Origin of the sequence: Cellulomonas septica (assembly GCF_012396155.1) — a bacterium.
Classification (GTDB): domain Bacteria; phylum Actinomycetota; class Actinomycetes; order Actinomycetales; family Cellulomonadaceae; genus Cellulomonas; species Cellulomonas septica.
Genome location: NZ_JAAXOY010000008.1, coordinates 1 through 19,102 on the forward strand (window position 1 = coordinate 1; position 19,102 = coordinate 19,102).

The following is a 19,102-nucleotide window of genomic DNA, read 5'->3' on the forward strand; positions in this document are numbered from 1 at the left end:
GCCTCGCCGCGCGAAGGGGAGCGACCGCGCGTCGGGTGGCGCCGGCGCGGGGCTCGTGTGGCAGCGCCGACGGGCCCCGCCATCGACGGTGAGCCGTGCGTGACGGTCAGCCGTGCGCGGGCATGCTCGCGGTGTCCTCGTCGGTGGCGGGCCGCACCTCGTCGTCGGCCTCTTCTTCCTCCATCGGCGGGTCGAGCGTGCGGAGCCGGGAGAAGATCGCCCACACGACGGACACGAGCGGCACCGCGATCACGGCGCCGAGGATCCCGGCCGTGAGCGTCCCCGCGGTCACGGCGAGCGCGACGACGACCGGATGCAGCGACACCTGCTTGCCCATGACGAGCGGCTGCAGGATGTGCCCCTCGAACTGCCCGATGAGCGCGATGCCGATGCCGACGATCGCCGCGGACCACAGCCCGTTGGCGGCGAGCGCGACGATCATCGCGATGATCATGGCCGCGGGCGCGCCGACCAGCGGGATGAACGCACCGATCATGACGAGCACCGCGAGCGGCGCCGACAGCGGCACCTGGAGGATCGTCAGGAGGATGAACGCGAGCAGGCCGTCGGTGACGGCGATGATCACCGTGCCGCGCGTGTAGCCGGAGAACGTGTACCAGCCGGCACCGCCCGCGACCTTCCACGTCTCGCGGAACCGCGTGGGCAGCTGGTTGAGGAACCACGTCCACATCTCCTGCCCGCGCGCCAGGAAGAACACGGTGCAGAAGATCGCGAGCGCGAGCGCGGTGAAGATCTCGACGACCGACCCGGCACCGGCCGCGGCCTGCGACGCGAGGTCGCCGGCGTGGTCCTGCACCCACTTCTGGGCGTTGCTGATCCACTCGGCGATCTGGTCGTTCGTGATCGTGAACGGCAGCGCGCCGCTCTCGAGGAAGTCGGTGATCTGCGAGATGCCGTCGCTGAACTGCTTCGTGAGGTCGTTCCACTGGTTCGCGATCGAGTACCCGATGTAGGTGAGCAGCCCGAGGAAGAACAGGATGCCGCCCAGGATCGACAGCGCGGTCGCGAGCCCGCGCCACATGAACCGCGACAGGAAGTCGACGATCGGCCGCAGCACCGCGCTGAACACGAACGCGAGGAACACCGCGACGAACAGCAGCTGCACGCGGGACGTGGCGTAGAACACGAGCGCCACGGCCGCGAGCACGACGAGCAGCCGCCAGGACACGCCCGCCATGACGCGCAGCCAGTGCGGCGCGGTGTGCTCGACCCCGTACACGCTGGGGTTGCGTCGTGCTCCTGCCACCTTGCGGGCCGCCGGGTTGCTCGGGCCGGTCAGCCCCTTGCTCCCGGTGCCGGTCGCCTCGGCCATGAACCCCCCGCCACGTCGGACTCGGTCGTGGCGCTGGTGCCCCGCGCCTGTGGCGTCAGTCTGCACCCCGAGGCCGATGCATGCCCGGCCGCCGCACCGTGCTATCTTTTCTGCCGCACCTGAGGGAGCCCACGGGCCCCCGGACGGTCCACCTGTCCGGGTGGCGGAATGGCAGACGCGCTAGCTTGAGGTGCTAGTGCCCGAAAGGGCGTGGGGGTTCAAGTCCCCCTCCGGACACTCGTTGAGACAGCGAACACGAACGGCTCCGGGCTTCGGCTCGGAGCCGTTCGTGTGTCTGCGGCTGGTCGAACCGCGCCAGGCCGACGCGTCAACGTGCTCCGACAGTCGCCGGGGGATCGACCTGGGCCACGGAGGCGACGGCCCAGGCGGACAGGTCGAGGTCGAGCTCGAGGACGCCCGACTCCGGGATGGTGACGGTCCACCGGTGCAGGTCGTCGGCGATGGCCTTGAGCTCGGCGGTCTGGGCGCGGGTGAGGTTGAGCGGTTCGCCCATCTGGTGCCACGCCTCGGCGAGGTTGCCGTGCTCCCAGTCGAGCACCTCGACCTGTGCGACACCGTCGTCGTCGGCGCAGCTCGGGAGCGCGATGGCCGAACCCGCAGGCATCATGAGCACACGGTCGAGATCGGAGCGGACGTGCCACAGGTTGACCGAGTGATCCGGGCGGCAGCGTTCCGGCTGGCGGCCGACCTGAGTGCGAGGCTTCCGGGAGCCGTCGTGACCGAGACCTACCCCGCCAGCACAGGCAAGGACGGGCTGCGCATCGCGTACGACGTCGGCGACGAGCAACGCCAGGTTCTCGTGCAATCCATGATCGACTGGGTGGTGCTCCCAGACGGTGAGCAGCTGCACGGCCGGCTGTCGCAGGCCACACGTCCCGGATGGATGCGGCGCCTCGTCGACGAGGTAGCCGGCCGCAGCGGGCCGCTGCCGTCGGTCAACCACCCCGGGCGAACGGTGATGTACCGCACGATGGCCGCGGTGCTGGCCGCTCGGCTCTTCGACGATCAGCTGTGGGACGTGCGCTGCGTGAGCGTGGACGGCATTCCCGCCACCGCACGCGAGCTCGACTTTCTCCCGGCCGAGCTCGAGGGGTGCCCAGGCTCGGGAGTGTGGAGGCTGACGGCAGGGGAGGAGTCCGTTGCGGTGCTGGCTGATGGCAAGGCGTGGACCGCAGCCGGCGACAGTCTCGACCTCGGCGCGTCCTTCGCAGGTGGAGCGTCATGCGGTGACTTGGCCGCGAGGGTCAGTCACCGGCACCTCACCGCTACGTGAGGCGATGACCACCCAGACAGGAGAGGACTGATCTGCGCGCCGGGACACAACAGAGGATGATGAGGCGTTCGTCCGCCGGCTTGATCGTTTCGCGGCGCATCCATCCCGAAGTCAACCTTGGGCTGCGACCGGACACCGACGACGGTCCCCATACCCCCGTTCGTGTGTCTGCGGCAGCTCGGACTGCCCCAGGTCGACGCGTCAGCGTCCCGCGACGGCCGCCGCAGGACTGGCCTGGGCGACGGAGGCGACGGCCCAGGCGGGCAGGTCGAGGTCGAGCTCGAGGACGCCCGACTCCGGGACGGTGACGGTCCACCGGTGCAGGTCGTCGGCGACGGCCTTGAGCTCGGCTGTCTGGGCGCGGGTGAGGTTGAGCGGCTTGCCCATCTGGTGCCACGCCTCGGCGGCGTTGCCGTGCTCCCAGTCGAGCACCTCGACCTGGAAGACGGTCCCCGGCTCGAGACCCGCGACGGTGTGGCGGACCCGTCGTGGCGTCCCGATCTCCCGGTACGCGCGTGTCGCGGCGTAGGAGTCGTGCTGCTCGACGCCGCGGGTGCCCATCTCGGCCGGGTAGTGGAGGAACACCGCGGACACGCGGCCGTCGGCGGACGAGCGCGTGATGACGCCCTGCTCGTCCTGGTGGACGACGCGGTCGCCCAGGCGGTTGAGCATCGCGACGGCGTGGAACGTGGGCTTGTGGATGCCCTGCTCGTTGACGAACCCGAAGCCGCCGTGGAACGGGCCGAGCCCGGCGCCGCCCTCCTCGAAGATGTCGGTGAACGTCCAGTAGGAGATCGAGTCCGCCAGCGCGGCGCCCTTGAGGAACGCGCGCGTGATGTACGTCGCGGCGAAGAGGGTGTCGTGCGTGCGGTCCCGGCTCGACGGCGAGCTCGACCACTCGGTGATGTGCAGCTCGGCGTCCGGGTAGGGGCTCGCGGCGATGAGGTCCTGCATGAGGCGCAGGTCCTGCTCGGTGGCGTCGACGTGGCGGTGGATGGCCCGGAACCCGCTGCCGGTCCCGTCGGCCGCGTAGTCCGTCGGGTAGAGGTGGGTCGAGAGGAAGTCGAGCGGGAGGTCGCGCTCGGCGCACCAGTCGACGAGCTCGCGGACCCAGACCGGTTGCCAGTCGAGCGCGTCGGGGTCCGGGGCCTGGCCGGTGGCGAACTCGGCCGCGCGGTCGTAGGTCTCGCCGGCGTAGCGGGCGTCGGGCACGAACACGGACGTCGACGGGCCGCCCACCTTGAGCTGCGGGTCGATCGCCTTGAGGGCGCGCGCGGTGGCCTCGTAGAGCTCGAAGTACTCGGTGCGGGTGCCGGTCCAGAAGTGGGGGACCAGGTTGGGCTCGTTCCACACCTCGAACCGCCACTGGCGCACCTCGTCGAGGCCGTACCGCTCGATCCAGTGCCGCACCGTCTCGCTCACCAGGCGGACCCACTCGGCCATGTCGGTGGGCGGGCTGCAGTGCGCCTTCCACCAGAACAGCGTCTCGGTCTGCGTGGCGAGCTCGCGGGGCATGAACCCCAGCTCGACGAACGGGCGCGCGCCCGCGTCGAGGATCGCGTCGAACACCATGTCGACGTAGCTGAAGGTGATCGGCGGCTCGGGCAGCACCTCCGGAGGCGCGAAGCCGCCGCCGTAGGTGGCGCGGTACACGAACATGTCGTCGTGGAACAGGCCGTGGAACCGCACGGAGCGGACCCCGAGCACGTCGACGGCCTCGCGCAGGTGGGCCTGCCAGTCGGCGCGCAGCGCCTCGTTGGCCCGGCCGGCACCCACGCACCGGTTCCAGACGTGGTGCAGCGGCGCGTCCGACGGCGGCCTGCCGTCCACGCGCAGCTCGTCGAGGGCGTGCGCTTCCTTCGGCATGGGGATCTCCTCTGGTCCACGCGGTGCCGCCGGTCCCTCCCGGCCGGGCACCGCACCGTGGTGGTACTGCGTCTGTCGGGTCAGGGTGTGCGGAGCCGCTGAGCGACGGCGTCCAGGGTGTCCCGCGCGGGCCCCAACCCCACCCAGTCGAGGTGGCCGTGCGGCACGCCCGCCCGGGTCACCTCGACGACGTCGACGCCCGCTGCGCGCAGGCGCGTGCCGAAGAGCTCGCCGCTCGCACGGAACGGGTCGAGCTCGGCGTTCTCGACGTAGGTCGGGGGGAAGCCCTCGAGACGGGCCGCGAGGCCGGGGAAGGCCGCGTCGTCGGACTGCTCGGGCTCGCGGCCGAGCACCGTGCGGTTCGTGGCCTCGATCATCCACGCGGGGAGCTGGAGGGCGGACGGAGCAGCCGAGACGGCCTCCGCGGGACCGTCGCCGAGCGGCGGGACCCGGGGGTGCAGCATCGGGTACACCAGCACGGTCTGCCAGGGCGCCTGGCCGTCCTCGACGGCGCGCAGGGTCACGGCCGCGGCGAGGAAGGCGCCCGCGCTCGCGCCACCGATCGCGACCCGGGCCGCGTCGACCCCGAGGCGTGCCGGCTCCGCGCGCACGGCGTCGAGCACGGCGCGGCAGTCGTCCTGCGGGACGGGGAACCGGACGGGCTCGCCGCGCTCGTCGACGCGGTCGCCGACGGTGCCGCCGAGCTCGGGCATCACCGGGCACAGGCGGTAGTCGACCGACACAACGACGGCGTCCGCGCGGCCGGCGACGCCGCGGGCGACCTCGTGCGCCTCCGCCATGTCGAGGTCGCCCCACGCGAACGCGCCGCCGTGCATCCAGACCAGGCACGGTCGGCCGCCGTCGGGCGGCGGGCCCACCGGCGAGTAGACGCGCACGGGCACCGGGCCGTGCGGGCCGGGGACCGCCTGGTCGACGACGGTCAGGTCCCAGTCCTCGGGCGGCCCGAACGGTGCCTTCCACCGCGCGACGACCCCCTCGGGGATCTGCGTGAAGTCCGCGAACCCCTCGACGAGGTGCCGCCGCGCGTCAAGCTCGGGCACGAGTCCTCTCGTCACCGCTGCATCCCTCCGATGTCGTCGCCGACGCGGAACCAGTCGACGTCCACGTGCCCGCCGGTCTCGGCCGTGGCGTAGCAGAAGATCGCGAACCGGTACCCGGTGAAGTGGTCGAGGCTGTACTCCATCGCCAGGTCGTCGCCGATCGGCGTCCACGCGGCACCGTCGAGCGAGTACGCGAACGAGGCGCGGTCGGCGGCGTCCCGGAAGTCCACGTCCACCCGGAGCAGGACCGTCTCCGACGTCAGCGGCACGGGAGCGCTGGTGAAGGCGACGCTGCCGTTGCGGTCGGCACGGCGCATGACGAGCCGGCGGGCGCCGTCAGCCATCTCGACCGCCACGTACCCGTACTTCTGCTGGAGCGCGGACAGCCCGGCGACGTCGCCGTCCACCATCGCGGAGACGTCCAGCGAGATCGCCGCGGCGCTCGCAGGCCCGTACGTGCGCTGCGTGAGCGTGTTGCGGGCGTCGAGGAGGCCCGACGCGATGCTGCCCGTGGTCAGCCGCAGGTGGCCGGGCCGGTCGGTGAGCGACCAGAACCGGTGGTCCGGGTTGTGGTTCCACTGCCACGTCAACCCCAGGCTCGACCCGTTCCAGGCGTTCTCGTCCGACGTCGTCAGCGCACCGGCATCGGCGGCGTTCCAGTAGCCGGCCGGCGTGGGCCGGTTGTCGAAGTCGTCCGAGACGAGGAGGCCCGTCGCTCCCGCCGCCGGCGCCCCTGCGGAGACGGTCGTGGCGTCGAGCGCGTAGACCGGCCAGCCGTCCTCGTCCCACGTCACGCGTACCAGCTGGGGCGAGCGCCCGAGCGGCCCCTCGTCCTGGAAGAGCATCGCGTACCACCGCCCGTCGGCCGCCTGGACGACGCCGCCCTGGGCGACGCCGTCGCCCGGGCGCCCTGCGACCGTGACCGCCTGGCTGAGGACGACCCTGCCCTCCCAGGTCCCGCCCTCGGACTGCGGCGTCAGCGACGTCGACCGCCAGACGACCTCCTGGCGGATCCCGCCCGTCGGCCACTGGATCATGAAGACGTAGTAGTGGTCGCCGATCCTGTAGGCGTGCGCACCCTCCGCGGGGAGCCCGCTGGTCTGGTCGACGGCGGCGTCCTCGACGAGCCGCGTCGGCGGGCCGTCCCAGACGAACGTCCCGTTGTCGTCGCGTGCGAGCCGGCGCAGGTCGATCACCCCGGCGCCGTACACGACCCACACGTCCCCGTCGTCGAACAGGAGCGACTGGTCGTGCGCGTAGCCGTCGAGGACCGACCGGGTCCACGGCCCGTGCTCGATGCTCGGCGTCGCGTAGACGTACGTCTTGCCGGTCGTCAGGCTGCCGACCGAGACGTAGTACGTGCCCTCGTGGTACCGGATGCTCGCGGCCCAGGTGCCCCGCCCGTACGCGTTCTGCCCGTCGCGCAGGGCGAGCGCGTCCGTCTCGTCGAGGATCGGGCCGGTGTAGCCGGCGATCGACCAGCGCACCAGGTCGTCCGAGCGCATGATCGGCACGCTCGGCGCGAAGTACATGGTCGTGCTGACCATGTAGTACGAGCGACCGTCGTGGACGACGTCCGGGTCGGGGACGTCCGCGAAGACGACCGGGTGGGCGACGGTGGGCGCCCCGTGGTCAGGTCCGCTCAACGGAGGCCGAGACCGACGGTGACGTAGGAGTGGGCGGGGAGGTCGACCTCGAGCCCGCGCGCGTGGGGCCGCACGCCGTCGTGCGCGGTCGGCCGGACGGCGTCGAGCTGCTCCGGGGTGTTGTGCGCGTCCAGGGCGGCCGCGGTCAGCACGCGCGCCTCGTGCCCGACGACGTCGCGGCCGCGCAGGTCGAGCACGACCGTGCGGGCAGCGTCGGCGTCGAGGTTCGACAACGAGACCAGCGCCGTGTCGCCCTTGACCGACGCGGACGCCGAGACGAGCGGCAGCTCGGTCCCGTCGACGGTCCGGGTCTCGACGCCGCGCAGGTGCACGGCGAGCGCGGCGGCGTCGTGGTGCCCGCGGTTCATCGCGAACACGTGGTACGTCGGGGTGAGCACCAGTGCGCCGGTGTCCGGGTCGGTGAGGATCATCGCCTGCAGCACGTTGACCGTCTGCGCGATGTTCGCCATCACGACCCGCTCGGCGTGCCGGTGGAACGCGTCGAGGTGCACCGACGCGACCAGCGCGTCGCGCAGCGTGTTCTGCTGGTACAGGAACCCGGGGTTCGTGCCCTTCTCGACGTTCCACCAGGTGCCCCACTCGTCGACGACCAGGCCGACCTTGCGGTGCGGGTCGTACCGGTCCATCACCGTCGAGTGGCGGGTGAGCAGCTCCTCCATGCGGCGGGCCCGGACCATCGTCGTGTACCACTCGTCCGTGCTGAAGCCGGTGGCGTCGCCCTTGTCGCCCCACGAGCCCGACATCGTGTAGTAGTGCAGCGACAGGGCCTGGAACGGCCGGGCTGGCTCGGCCGGGTCGGCGGCCAGGTCGTCGAAGGACCGCATCAGTGTCTCGGTCCAGTGCAGGTCCGACTCGTTCGCGCCGGCCGCGATCCGGTACAGCGCGTTTCCGCCGTGGTCGCGCGCGTACGTGGCGTACTGCCGGGCCAACGACGCGAACTGCTCCGCACGCAGGTGCCCGCCGCACCCCCACGCCTCGTTGCCCAACCCCAAGAACGGCACCCGCCACGGCTCGTCACGACCGTTCGCGCGGCGCAGCGCCGCCATCGGCGAGTCGTCCGCACGGGTCAGGTACTCGACCCAGTCCGACATCTCCGCCACGCTGCCGGACCCGACGTTCCCCGACACGTAGGGGTCCGCGCCGAGCAGCTCGCACAGGTCCATGAACTCGTGGGTGCCGAACGCGTTGTCCTCGACGACGTCACCCCAGTGCGAGTTGACCATCCGGGGCCGCTGGTCGCGCGGGCCGATCCCGTCACGCCAGTGGTAGTCGTCGGCGAAGCAGCCGCCCGGCCAGCGCAGGTTCGGGATGTGCAGGTCCCGCAGGGCGGCGACGACGTCGGACCGGATGCCGCGCACGTGCGGGACGGGGGAGTCCTCACCGACCCAGAACCCGCCGTAGACGCACCGGCCCAGGTGCTCCGCGAAGTGCCCGTACACGTGCCGGCTGATCGTGGCACCGGGCAGGTCGAGGTCGATGATCGCTGTGGTGCGGGCAGGCGGGGGCACGAGGGTGCTCACGGGGTGGGTCTCCTCTGACCGGGTGACGACGTGGGTGACGCGAGAGCCGCTCGCGCGCGTGCGGCTAGGCGCCGCCGCGGGTGGAACCACGCACCACGAGGCGGACGGGTGCGACGACGTGCTCGGCGGGTCCGGTCCAGCCCGACATCTGGCGGTGCAGCAGACCGACCGCCGCCTCGGCCACGCCCTCGTGGTTGGCGTCGACCGACGTGATGCCCGGCGGGATGAAGTGCGACATGTCGAGGTTGTCGAACCCGGCGAGCTGGACGTCGTCGGGCACCCGCAACCCGCTGTCCGCGAGGGCCGACAGTGCCCCGAGCGCGACGATGTCGGTCACCGCGAAGACCCCGTCGAAGGGCAGCCCCGACGCGATGAAGTCGAGCATCGCGTCGCGACCGCCGAGCGACGTGTAGTCGCTGACGGGCACGACGTACGCCGGGTCGGCGGTGAGGCCGGCGTCGCGGTACGCGTGCTCCCATCCGGCGCGGCGGTCCGTGGTCATCATGTGGGCGCCGTCGAACGAGCACCCGAGCGCGACGACGCGACGCGACCCGCGCTCGATGAGGTGCGCGGTGGCGAGGTGCGCACCCGACTCGTTCGCGAGGCGCACGTGGTTGAGGTGGTCGGGGACGTCGCGCTCGCCCAGCAGCACGATCGGCTTGGCGGTGCGCACGCGCCGCAGCTGCTCCAGGTCGAGACCGGCGACGGACAGCAGGACGCCGTCGTAGATCTGGAGCCGCGCGACGCTCAGCGCCTCCATCTCCTGCTCCGCGTTGGCGCTCGTCCGTTCCAGGACGAGGTGACGCCCCTCGGCCTCGACCAGCGGGGCCAGGTGGTCGGCGAGCTCGCCGAAGTAGTCGTGGAAGCTCGGGACGACGAAGGCGACGGTGTCGGTCCGTCCGGCCCGCAGGTGGCGCGCCGTCAGGTTGACCTCGTACCCGAGGGCCTCGACGGCCGCCATGACGCGGGCCCGCGTCGGCTCGCCGACGGGGAGGCGCTCGTTGAGGACGTTCGACACGGTCATGACCGAGACGCCGGCCGCGCGGGCCACGTCCGCCATCCGCACCATGCGCATCCTCCTGTCCGCGACGTTGCGAGTCCAGCGTGCGCTCGTCAGACCCGGAGGGCCCGGCCACCTCGCCGAGGGCGCTCAATATATCGATAAAACCGTCGACGGCAAGGCCCTGGTCGGGCGGCGTCGATCGCGCCTCGGCGTGCCGTCGCCGGGACGCGGCCGTGACCATTCCGAGATGCGCGAGGGGCTTGACGGCTCGTGAGCGCGTCTCTACTTTAACGCTAAAATCCCGCCGGGATGAGGACGCCAAGCCCGAACTCGCGTCCGATGTGCACGGGTTCCCGTCAAGGACGACCGGAACTGTTCTCAAGGGAGAGACCTCGGTGCGTACCGCTAGAACGAAGTTGTCAGCTCTTGTCCTGGTCGCCGCAGTGTCGGCCGGACTGGTCGGATGTACCTCTGACGCCCCCGACGAGGACCCGAAGGACGTCGTCATCCCCGAGGGGGAGCTCGCGGACCAGTCGGGGACGCTCACCCCCAGCAACCCGACGACCCTCACGACCTGGATCACGACGGCCTCGCAGGCCCCGGCCCCCGACAACAAGATCACGAAGCTGCTCGAGGAGAACCTCGGCGTCACCCTGAAGTACGAGATCGTCACGCCGGACGCCGTGGACCAGAAGATCGGCGTCATGCTCGCGGGCGGCGAGTACCCCGACCTCGTCGGCACCACCGACCTGAAGATGCGTCTCCTCGAGGGCGGCGCGCTCCTGCGTCTGGACGACATGCTGGAGAGCGGGGACTACCCCAACCTCGCCACGCACGTCGAGGACGACATCAAGAAGATGAGCTACTCGGGCGAGGAGGTGGACCCGGGCCTGTACATCTTCCCGAACTACAACCGCTTCTACGGCGAGGTCACGGGCGGCACCTACTACGGTCCCGCGTTCTGGATCCAGAAGCGCGTGCTCGAGGACGCCGGCTGGCCGGACCTCAGCAACATGACGCTCGACCGCTACTTCGAGCTCATCGCGAACTACAAGGCGAAGAACCCGCAGACCGACGGCGCCCCGACGGTCGGCTTCGAGGTCCTCGCGTCAACGGGCCGTGAGTGGGGCATGACCAACCCGCCCGCGCTGCTGGCCGGCTCCCCGAACAACGGTGGCGTCATCGTCGACGACGACGACCACGCGGAGATCTACGCCGACAAGGACATCGCGAAGGACTTCTACCAGGCCCTCAACGAGCAGTACAAGGCGGGTGTCGTCGACCGCGAGTCCTTCACCCTGACGTTCGACCAGTACACCGCGAAGCTCGCCACCGGCGCCGTCCTCGGCATGCACGACCAGGGCTGGAACTTCCAGACCGCCACCGACTCGCTGCGCAGCGCCGGCAAGGACGAGTACACCTACGTGCCGCTCATGCCCGTCTACGACGGCGCGGAGCCCTGGTACGCCGACCGCCCCGTGATGAACACCAACCAGGGCTTCGGCATCTCCGTCTCCAGCAAGCAGCCGGAGAAGGCGATGAAGTTCCTCGACCTGATGCTCAGCGAGCCCTGGCAGAAGGTGCTCTCGTGGGGCGTCGAGGGCGAGGACTACCAGGTCGGCGAGGACGGGATGTTCACGCGCACCGAGGAGCAGCGGGCCAACGCGCGCGACCTCACCTGGCGTGCCTCCAACCGTCTCGAGGCGCTGCTCGACGTGCTGCCCAAGCACAACGGCCAGTTCTCCGACGGCAACGCCTACAGCCCCGACGACCAGCCCGCCGAGTTCTTCGCGACGCTGACCGAGTACGACCGAGGCGTCATGGAGAAGTACGGCAAGAAGACCTGGCTCGAGTTCATGAACCCGCAGCCGGAGAACCCGAAGTACTACCCGGCGTGGAACATCACGCTCTCCGACGAGGCCAACGAGGTCAACCAGCAGCTGACCGACGCCAACGTCCAGAACCTGCCGAAGATCATCGCCGGTGACCCCGCCGAGTTCGAGGCGGGCTGGAAGGCCTACGTCGACACGATCAAGAAGATCGACGTCGAGGTCTACGAGGACGCCATCAACGCCGGCATCCAGGACCGTCTGGAGAACTGGTAGCAGTCCGCGAGGACGCGTGGTGGGGGGTGCACCCTCACCACGCGTCCTCGACGACGACCCACCGCCCGGCGACGACGAGGTTGGACAGATGACGGACACCACGGTCACCACGCTTGTGGCCGCCACCGGGCTCGAACCGGCCCAGGAGCCCGCGAGCGGCTCGCGCGCTCCACGCCGCAAGGCCCGGACGCGAACGCCGAAGGAGCCCCGGCGCAAGATCACCTGGGACAGGATCTGGGCGCAGCGGGTCCTGCTCGCGATGGCGGTCCCGCTGCTGATGTACCAGATCCTGTTCAAGTACGTCCCGGTCTACGGCTGGGCGATCGCCTTCCAGGACTACAAGCCGGGTCGCGGCAGCATCTGGAACCAGGAGTGGGTCGGCTTCGAGAACTTCGTCGACCTGTTCACCGGCGTCAACGGTGAACGCTTCCGCCGGGTCGTGATCAACACGGTGGGTCAGTCGGTCCTGACCCTGGTCGTCGGGACCCTGGGGGCCATCGTCCTGGCGCTGCTGCTCAACGAGGTCAAGAACGCCCCGTTCAAGCGGATCATGCAGAACATCACGTACATGCCCCACTTCCTCAGCTGGGTGATCGTGGCCAGCCTGGCGTCGGTGGCGCTGTCGCTGCCGTCGTCGGGCGGGTTCATCAACCAGGCCCTCCTGAGCGTGGGTCTCGTCCAGGAACCGGTCCTGTTCCTCACCGAGCCGAACCACTTCTGGGGGATCGTCGCCGGGACGAGCCTGTGGAAGGAGCTGGGCTGGAACACGATCCTCTACCTGGCCGCGATCACCGCGATCGACCCCAGCCTGTACGAGGCCGCCGAGGTCGACGGGGCCGGCCGCTACCGCAAGATGTGGAACATCACGCTGCCCGGGATCCGGCCCACGATCGTCGTGCTGCTCATCATCAACGCCGGCTGGATCCTGTCCACGAACTTCGAGCTGCCGTACTTCCTCGGCAACGGGCTGATCTCCGAGCGGGCCGAGACCATCGACGTCTTCGTGCTGCGCTACGGCTACCAGCTCGGCAACTACGACCTCGCCGTCGTCGCGGGCATCTTCAAGACCGTCGTCGCCATCATCCTGGTGGGCTCGGCGAACCTGGCGGCCAAGCGCCTGAACCAAGAGACGCTGGTCTAGGAGGACGTCATGACAAGCACCATCGCCCCGAAGTCGCTCCCTCGGCGCGCACCGCGGAGCAGGTCACCGCGTCACCGGTGGACGGCCGAGCGCGTCATCTTCACGACGCTGAACACCACGTTCCTCCTGGCGCTCGCGACGCTCATGGTCTACCCGCTGCTGAACACGCTCGCCATCTCCCTGAACGACGGCATGGACGCCGTCCGTGGCGGGATCGGCATCTGGCCCCGGGTCTTCTCGCTGAAGAACTACGAGGTCGTGCTCAACATGAACACGATCTACCAGGCGTTCTTCATGAGCGTCCTCAAGACCGTCGTGGTCGTGGCGACGAACCTGTTCTTCACCTCGATGCTCGCGTACGCGCTCAGCCGCAGGGAGTTCATCTTCCGTCGCCCGATCACCCTGATCTTCGTGCTGACCCTGTACTTCGACGCCGGGCTCATCCCCAACTACCTGCTCATCAAGGACCTGGGCATGCTGAACAGCTTCCAGGCCTACTGGGTGCCGGTCATCATCAGCGCGTTCAACCTGATCATCCTGCGCACGTACATGAAGTCGATCCCCGACGAGATCACCGAGTCGGCACGCGTCGACGGGGCGGGGGAGTTCCGCACGTGGTGGCAGATCATCATGCCGCTGTGCAAGCCCGCGCTGGCCGTGGTGGGTCTGTTCGTCGCGGTCGGCAGCTGGAACGCCTGGCTGGACACCCTGCTGTACAACTCGGGCGACCAGGCGTTGTCCACCCTGCAGTACGAGCTGCAGAAGCTGCTGGCGAGCTCGATGAACGCCGGCGCGAACTCCGCGAACGTCGCGGGCAACGCGGCCTCCGTGGGGAGCGGCGGGCAGCTCACCACCCCGATCGCGCTGCGGTCGGCGATCACGATGGTGGCGGCCGTGCCGATCCTGCTCGTCTACCCGTTCCTGCAGAAGCACTTCGTGTCCGGTCTCATGATCGGCTCCGTGAAGGGCTGACGGCGTCGGCCTCCCGCCTGCGGCGGGAGGCTCGGTCCCGTCCGCGTCGACCCGCCACCGCGCACACCGAGAGGCACCGACCATCTTCCGTTACAACCCCGCGTCGTGGCTGTGGCGCGCGCTCGACTCGCTCGGCTCCGTCATCCTGGTCAGCCTGTTCTGGCTCGTGAGCGTCGGCCTCGTCGTGACGGCAGGAGCGGGCACGGTCGTCGCCTACGAGGTCTGCCGCCGGTACGTCCTGGGCAAGGACGGGGCCCTGCTGGCCGTCGCGGCGAGAGCCTGGCGGCAGAGCTGGCGGCAGGCGACCGTCGTCGGGCTGCTGGCCGTCCCGGTCGCGGCCGCCGGCGTCGTCGCCCTCTCCTACCTGCCCACGTCCGGGCTCGCCGAGGTCCTGGTGCCGCTCCTGGTCGTCGGGCTCTTCCTCCTGCTCCTGGTCTTCTGGTGCCTGCCCCTCGTCGCCCGCTTCACCAACCCGACCTGGCGCCAGGTGCGCAACGGGCTCACGTTGGGGCTGACGACGCCCAGCCTGACGTTCCTGCTCGGGATCGCCGTGGTCCTCGGGGGCGTCGCCCTCTGGAACTTCCCGATCGCGGTGCTCGTGGTCCCCGGCCTGGTCCTCGTGTGGTGGTGCTACCTGCTCGAGCGGTTCTTCGTCGCCCGGGGGTACGTGCGGCCGGAGCCCGAGGAGGCAGAGGTCTGACGCACCGCGGCCACGGACCCCACCACGCCCGGCACCACCCCACGACTCCCGTGATCGACGAAAGGCCCCTGTCGTGACCCTCCTGCACGTCGCCGTCACCGGCTCCGACCTGGCCGACGGGTCGGCCGAGGCCCCGTTCCGGACCATCACCAGGGCTGCGCAGGCGGCGCTGCCGGGCGACACCGTCGCGGTGCACGAAGGCGTGTACCGGGAGTGGGTGAACCCCCCGCGTGGCGGCACGGTCGACGCGCCGATCACCTACCAGGCCGCGGTGGGCTCCGACGGGCGCTTCGAGCCCGTCACGATCTCCGGGGCCGAGGTGGTCACCGACTGGCGGCCCCACCCGGGCGCCGAGGGCCGCGTCTGGGTCGCGGAGGTGCCGAACTCCCTGTTCGGGGCGCGCAACCCGTACGCGGAGCGCATCGGCGGGGACTGGTTCTTCGACCGGGTCAACACCTGGCACACGGGGGAGGTGTACCTCGACGGGAAGTCGATGTACGAGGCGCTGACGCTCGGCGGCGTCGAGCGCCCCGAGGTCACCGCGGACTCGTTCGACCCCGAGGGCTCGCTGCTGACCTGGTACTGCGAGGTGGGCGACGACGTCACGACGATCTGGGCGAACTTCGGTGGCGCCGACCCGGCGGCGCACGAGATCGAGATCAACGCGCGCACGTTCGTCTTCTGGCCCTCTGCGACGGGCGTCGACCACATCACCGTGCGCGGGTTCACCCTGACGAAGGCCGCGACGCAGTGGGCTCCGCCCACCGCGCTGCAGGAGGGCCTGATCGGCCCGCACTGGTCGACCGGCTGGGTGATCGAGGACAACACGATCACCGACTCGAAGAACGTCGGCGTCTCGCTCGGCAAGGAGGCCAGCACCGGGCAGAACGAGGCGGCGGCGGGGCCGGACGGCGCGAAGGGCGGCACGCAGCGCGAGCGCGAGGTCATCCAGCGCGCGCTGGCCTTGGGCGGGCCGGCCGCAGGCGAGCCGCACCCCTGGCACCGGGACCACGTCGGCTCCCACACCGTGCGCCGCAACACGATCCGGGACTGCGAGCAGGCCGGCGTCGTCGGGCACCTGGGGGCGGCGTTCTCGACGATCGCCGACAACCACATCTCGCGCATCCACGTGAAGCGGCAGTGGCACGGCGCCGAGGTGGCCGGGATCAAGCTGCACGCCGCGATCGACACCGTGATCAGCGGCAACACGATCCACCACACGCACCGCGCGCTGTGGCTGGACTGGCAGGCCCAGGGCACGCTGGTGCGGCGCAACGTGCTCTACGCCTCGACCGCCGAGGACTTCATGGTCGAGGTGTGCCACGGCCCGTACCTCGTGGACTCGAACCTCTTCCTCTCGCCGTGGGCGGTCAAGGACATGTCCACCGGCGGAGCGTACGTGCACAACTACGTCGCGGGGCGTATCGCGAACTGCACCGAGCACCAGCGGTACACGCCGTACCACCTCCCGCACGCGACGGCCGTCTACGGCGTCTCGAACATCCTCGGCGGCGACGACCGGTTCTACAACAACGTCTTCGTCGGTGACCGCGCCACCGGCGACGACGCCGGGTCCGACGCGGAGGCGGAACCGGCGCTCGCCAGCTTCTGGTCCGGCGCGGTCGACATGGACGGCGTGCCCGGGCGGGCGACCTTCGTGCCGACGCCCGTGGGCACGTCGCAGTACGACGCCTACCCGACGCCGCAGGAGTACCCGCACGAGCAGGGCAGCGACCTGGCGGGGCCGCGGCTCCCGGTCTGGGTCGAGGGCAACCTCTACGCGGAGGGCGCCGAGCCGTTCCGCGCGGAGACCACGGCCCTCGTGGTCGGCACGTCGCCGGTGCGCGTCAGCGTGGTCGACGCCGAGGCGGGGACCGTCCGGGTCGACGTGGACGACGCGGGCGGCATCGACGTCGTCGCCCCGGTGACGACCGCCCGGCTCGGGACCAGCTATCAGGCCGAGATGCCGTGGACCGACCCCGACGGGTCCGACCTGGACCTCATCACCGACGTCTTCGGGATCCCACGGGACACGGTCGTGCCGGGGCCGTTCGCCGCCGCGACGCCCGGGACGCGGTTCCTCGCCGCACCGGGCCCGGCGCGCCGGCGGTAGACGGGTCGCGGGACGACTGCGGGGACCCGACGAGGCCGACCGGTGGACAGGAGGGTTCGCGGCGGTAGGGTCGGGGCCATGGGACTGGGGGCGGTCCGTCGTGCAGCAGCCGCGAGCAGCGCCGCCGTCGTCGTGATGGCGACGGTGTGCTCCTGCGCCACCTCGAGCGGTGGTGAGCCCGAGGGCGAGGCGACGAGCAGGTCCCCGTCCGCGAGCACCACGACGGAGGCGTCACCCCAGGCGATCCAGGACGCCGTCCTCGAGGCGGGCGTCACGGGGTCCGGGCTCCCGGAGGGCGTCACCCCACCCGACGACTCCGGGTCGCCGGGTGCGGGCTGGGCGCCCGACGACGGCCTGCTCTACGTGATCACGTTCGGCTCGAGCACGTGCCCGATCGTCACGGAGCCCGAGGCGACGGTCGCGGGCGGCACGCTCACGGTGACCGTCGCAGCCACGTCGCAGGGGCCGTGCACGATGGACTTCGTCCCGACGACGTCCGTGGTCGGCGTCCCGGACGACGTCGACGAGAGTGCGCCCGTCACGGTCGACCTGGGTGACCAGGTGGTGCTCGACGTCCAGCCGCGCAGCGCGGCTGGAGCCGCGGGTCCGATCACCTGGGCGCCGACGCCCGGCTGACCGGCACGGCTGCGCCACGGCGCCGCCGTGCCGATGCACGGGGGAGCGCCGTCGGTGTCGCGACGGAGCGGCGCGTCGTCCGCCCCGAGCGCGCTCAGTCGTGGGCTGTGCGGCGGTCCCATCGGGCGGCCAGGGCGTAGAGACCCGCAGCGGCGGCGACGAAGCCGCCGTAGCGGACGACGGCACCGGGCCAGGACGTCCAGAGGGACGCGCTCGACGCGACGAGCGTCACGAGCAGCGCCGCAGCGGCGAGGGCGAGTGCCCCGAGGGCGATGGTGCGCGGGTTCGTCATCGTCGACCGTCCTGCTCCGTCCGGCGTCGGTGCCGGCCCCCGCCGACGTCGGTGTCGGCTCGCACAGCATGCGGCACGACGTGACGTCCGGCACCCGGAGCGCGGGGCGACGGCGAGGACGGGCACGGATCGGCCGTCCGCCGCGCGCCGGACGGAACCTGGACAACCGTCCGGATGGGTCTGGCGGGGCCGACCCCCCGCGTGGAACGCTGAGCCGCCCGGGGCGCGACGAGGAGGTCGACGGATGACGGCAGGTCCGGTTCTGGTGGTCGGTGCGGGGCCCGGAGGGCTCGCCGCCGCCGCCGCGCTGCGGGCGCGCGGGATCGACGCGCTCGTCGTGGAGAGGTCGTCGTCGGTCGCGGCGTCGTGGCGGGGCCACTACGACCGGCTGCACCTGCACACCACGCGCCGCTGGTCGTCGCTCCCGGGGCTGCCGATCCCGCGCGCGTACGGGCGGTGGGTCGCGCGCGACGACGTCGTCCGGTACCTCGAGCAGTACGCGGCCCACCACCGGCTCGACGTCCGGACCGGTGTCGAGGTGGCCCGCGTCGAGCCCGCGGACGACCGCTGGCGCCTCCGGACGGCCGACGGCGACACGGTCGAGGGCAGCGCCGTCGTCGTCGCGACCGGCTACAACCACACCCCGGTGCCGCCCGCGTGGCCGGGCGTCGAGGACTTCCCGGGCGAGGTGGTGCATGCGTCGTCGTACCGGAACCCGCGGCCGTACGTGGGCCGTGACGTGCTCGTCGTGGGCGTCGGGAACACGGGCGCGGAGATCGCGGTCGACCTCGTCGAGGGCGGCGCGGGGCGCGTGCGGCTCGCCGTCCGGACGCCGCCCCACATCGTCCGCCGCTCCAACCTCGGCTGGCCCGCGCAGGGCACGGGAATCGTCGTGCGGCACCTGCCCGTGCCGCTCGTCGACGCGACCGCCCGCCTGATCGCCCGCGTCGAGGTGCCGGACCTGTCGGCGCACGGCCTGCCGAGGCCGACGACGGGGCTGTACTCGCGGGTGCACGAGGGCTCGGTGCCCCTGCAGGACGTCGGCCTGATCGCCGGCGTGCAGTCGGGAGCGATCGAGCCGGTGGCTGCTGTCGAGTCGTTCGAGGGCAGCAAGGTCGTGCTCGCCGACGGGACCCGCGTCGAGCCGGACGTCGTGATCGCGGCGACCGGCTACCGGCGCGGACTCGAACCGCTCGTCGGCCACCTCGGCGTGCTCGACGAGCGCGGCCTGCCGCGCGCGCACGGCCCGCGTCCGGCACGGCCGGGCCTGTACTTCACCGGCTACACCAACCCCATCAGCGGCATGTTCCGCGAGCTGCGCATCGACGCCGAGCGCATCGCGCGGGCGGTGGCACGCTCGCGCGGCTGACCGTCGCCGCGCGCCGCCGCGTGGTGCGGG

General features: G+C 71.3%; 17 protein-coding genes and 1 tRNA gene. 10 read left to right on the plus strand and 8 right to left on the minus strand.

Translation table 11 applies throughout. The annotated features are described in order from the left end of the window. Positions 1-106: 106 nt before the first annotated feature. Complete coding sequence (locus HGA02_RS01290; protein ID WP_168676729.1) at positions 107-1,333, minus strand: AI-2E family transporter; 1,227 nt, start codon at positions 1,331-1,333, stop codon at positions 107-109. Positions 1,334-1,487: 154 nt separating this feature from the next. Between HGA02_RS01290 and HGA02_RS01295 the strand changes: the two genes are divergently transcribed. Next, a tRNA-Leu gene (locus HGA02_RS01295) sits at positions 1,488-1,570 on the plus strand. Between the two features lie 91 nt (positions 1,571-1,661). On the opposite strand, the gene HGA02_RS01300 is transcribed toward HGA02_RS01295, so the two are convergent. Beyond that, positions 1,662-1,961 (minus strand): hypothetical protein, encoded by a 300-nt coding sequence (locus HGA02_RS01300; protein WP_168676730.1) that lies wholly within the window; start codon positions 1,959-1,961, stop codon positions 1,662-1,664. A 108-nt stretch (positions 1,962-2,069) separates the two neighbouring features. Here HGA02_RS01300 and HGA02_RS01305 point away from each other — a divergent pair, with 108 nt between their 5' ends. Further along, on the plus strand, positions 2,070-2,627 hold the full coding sequence (locus tag HGA02_RS01305) for a hypothetical protein (RefSeq protein WP_168676733.1): 558 nt from the start codon (positions 2,070-2,072) through the stop codon (positions 2,625-2,627). 201 nt (positions 2,628-2,828) lie between these two features. Here the strand turns inward: HGA02_RS01305 and HGA02_RS01310 are convergent, their stop codons facing one another. The 5 genes from HGA02_RS01310 to HGA02_RS01330 all read right to left on the minus strand — a co-directional run bounded on the left by HGA02_RS01310 (position 2,829) and on the right by HGA02_RS01330 (position 9,765). Beyond that, positions 2,829-4,493, minus strand: coding sequence for a GH39 family glycosyl hydrolase (locus tag HGA02_RS01310; RefSeq protein ID WP_168676737.1), 1,665 nt, complete (start codon positions 4,491-4,493; stop codon positions 2,829-2,831). A gap of 80 nt (positions 4,494-4,573) precedes the next feature. Then, the gene (locus tag HGA02_RS01315; RefSeq protein ID WP_168676741.1) at positions 4,574-5,554 is read right to left on the minus strand and encodes an alpha/beta hydrolase fold domain-containing protein; all 981 of its coding nucleotides are present in this window, start codon (positions 5,552-5,554) and stop codon (positions 4,574-4,576) included. An 11-nt stretch (positions 5,555-5,565) separates the two neighbouring features. Next, the gene (locus HGA02_RS01320; protein ID WP_168676745.1) at positions 5,566-7,200 is read right to left on the minus strand and encodes a glycoside hydrolase family 43 protein; all 1,635 of its coding nucleotides are present in this window, start codon (positions 7,198-7,200) and stop codon (positions 5,566-5,568) included. Then, complete coding sequence (locus tag HGA02_RS01325; protein ID WP_168676749.1) at positions 7,197-8,741, minus strand: alpha-L-arabinofuranosidase C-terminal domain-containing protein; 1,545 nt, start codon at positions 8,739-8,741, stop codon at positions 7,197-7,199. The genes HGA02_RS01320 and HGA02_RS01325 overlap by 4 nt, the downstream gene beginning before the upstream one ends. A 64-nt stretch (positions 8,742-8,805) precedes the next feature. Continuing rightward, positions 8,806-9,765, minus strand: coding sequence for a LacI family DNA-binding transcriptional regulator (locus HGA02_RS01330; protein WP_246247277.1), 960 nt, complete (start codon positions 9,763-9,765; stop codon positions 8,806-8,808). Here HGA02_RS01330 and HGA02_RS01335 point away from each other — a divergent pair. From HGA02_RS01335 to HGA02_RS01365, 7 genes are all read left to right on the plus strand, one after another. Next, a complete protein-coding gene (locus tag HGA02_RS01335; RefSeq protein ID WP_168676726.1) occupies positions 9,764-10,018 on the plus strand; it encodes a hypothetical protein in 255 nt (84 codons plus the stop codon). The genes HGA02_RS01330 and HGA02_RS01335 overlap by 2 nt on opposite strands. A gap of 121 nt (positions 10,019-10,139) precedes the next feature. Next, positions 10,140-11,849, plus strand: coding sequence for an extracellular solute-binding protein (locus tag HGA02_RS01340; RefSeq protein WP_168676760.1), 1,710 nt, complete (start codon positions 10,140-10,142; stop codon positions 11,847-11,849). An 88-nt stretch (positions 11,850-11,937) separates the two neighbouring features. Next, positions 11,938-12,990 carry an ABC transporter permease gene (locus HGA02_RS01345; protein ID WP_168676764.1) on the plus strand — a complete coding sequence of 351 codons (1,053 nt, stop codon included), beginning with the start codon at positions 11,938-11,940 and terminating at the stop codon, positions 12,988-12,990. Positions 12,991-12,999: 9 nt separating this feature from the next. Next, positions 13,000-13,962 (plus strand): carbohydrate ABC transporter permease, encoded by a 963-nt coding sequence (locus tag HGA02_RS01350; protein WP_168676766.1) that lies wholly within the window; start codon positions 13,000-13,002, stop codon positions 13,960-13,962. Positions 13,963-14,116: 154 nt separating this feature from the next. Next, entirely contained in the window at positions 14,117-14,662 is a 546-nt protein-coding gene (locus tag HGA02_RS01355; protein WP_246247283.1) for a DUF624 domain-containing protein, read from the plus strand. A 73-nt stretch (positions 14,663-14,735) separates the two neighbouring features. Next, on the plus strand, positions 14,736-16,775 hold the full coding sequence (locus HGA02_RS01360) for a DUF1565 domain-containing protein (RefSeq protein WP_168676768.1): 2,040 nt from the start codon (positions 14,736-14,738) through the stop codon (positions 16,773-16,775). 78 nt (positions 16,776-16,853) lie between these two features. Beyond that, a complete protein-coding gene (locus tag HGA02_RS01365; protein WP_168676771.1) occupies positions 16,854-17,411 on the plus strand; it encodes a hypothetical protein in 558 nt (185 codons plus the stop codon). 94 nt (positions 17,412-17,505) lie between these two features. Here HGA02_RS01365 and HGA02_RS01370 read toward each other — a convergent pair whose 3' ends face one another. Continuing rightward, complete coding sequence (locus HGA02_RS01370) at positions 17,506-17,703, minus strand: hypothetical protein (RefSeq protein WP_168676773.1); 198 nt, start codon at positions 17,701-17,703, stop codon at positions 17,506-17,508. 244 nt (positions 17,704-17,947) lie between these two features. Here HGA02_RS01370 and HGA02_RS01375 point away from each other — a divergent pair, with 244 nt between their 5' ends. Beyond that, the gene (locus HGA02_RS01375; protein WP_168676777.1) at positions 17,948-19,072 is read left to right on the plus strand and encodes a flavin-containing monooxygenase; all 1,125 of its coding nucleotides are present in this window, start codon (positions 17,948-17,950) and stop codon (positions 19,070-19,072) included. Positions 19,073-19,102: the final 30 nt, after the last annotated feature.

Bases quoted from the DNA above. Each gene is read 5' to 3' on its own strand.
- HGA02_RS01290 (WP_168676729.1), bottom strand. From the start codon at position 1,333: ATGGCCGAGGCGACCGGCACCGGGAGCAAGGGGCTGACCGGCCCGAGC.
- HGA02_RS01300 (WP_168676730.1), bottom strand. From the start codon at position 1,961: ATGATGCCTGCGGGTTCGGCCATCGCGCTCCCGAGCTGCGCCGACGAC.
- HGA02_RS01310 (WP_168676737.1), bottom strand. From the start codon at position 4,493: ATGCCGAAGGAAGCGCACGCCCTCGACGAGCTGCGCGTGGACGGCAGG.
- HGA02_RS01335 (WP_168676726.1), top strand. From the start codon at position 9,764: ATGACCGAGACGCCGGCCGCGCGGGCCACGTCCGCCATCCGCACCATG.
- HGA02_RS01330 (WP_246247277.1), bottom strand. From the start codon at position 9,765: ATGACCGTGTCGAACGTCCTCAACGAGCGCCTCCCCGTCGGCGAGCCG.
- HGA02_RS01345 (WP_168676764.1), top strand. From the start codon at position 11,938: ATGACGGACACCACGGTCACCACGCTTGTGGCCGCCACCGGGCTCGAA.
- HGA02_RS01350 (WP_168676766.1), top strand. From the start codon at position 13,000: ATGACAAGCACCATCGCCCCGAAGTCGCTCCCTCGGCGCGCACCGCGG.
- HGA02_RS01365 (WP_168676771.1), top strand. From the start codon at position 16,854: ATGGGACTGGGGGCGGTCCGTCGTGCAGCAGCCGCGAGCAGCGCCGCC.
- HGA02_RS01370 (WP_168676773.1), bottom strand. From the start codon at position 17,703: ATGACGAACCCGCGCACCATCGCCCTCGGGGCACTCGCCCTCGCCGCT.
- HGA02_RS01375 (WP_168676777.1), top strand. From the start codon at position 17,948: ATGACGGCAGGTCCGGTTCTGGTGGTCGGTGCGGGGCCCGGAGGGCTC.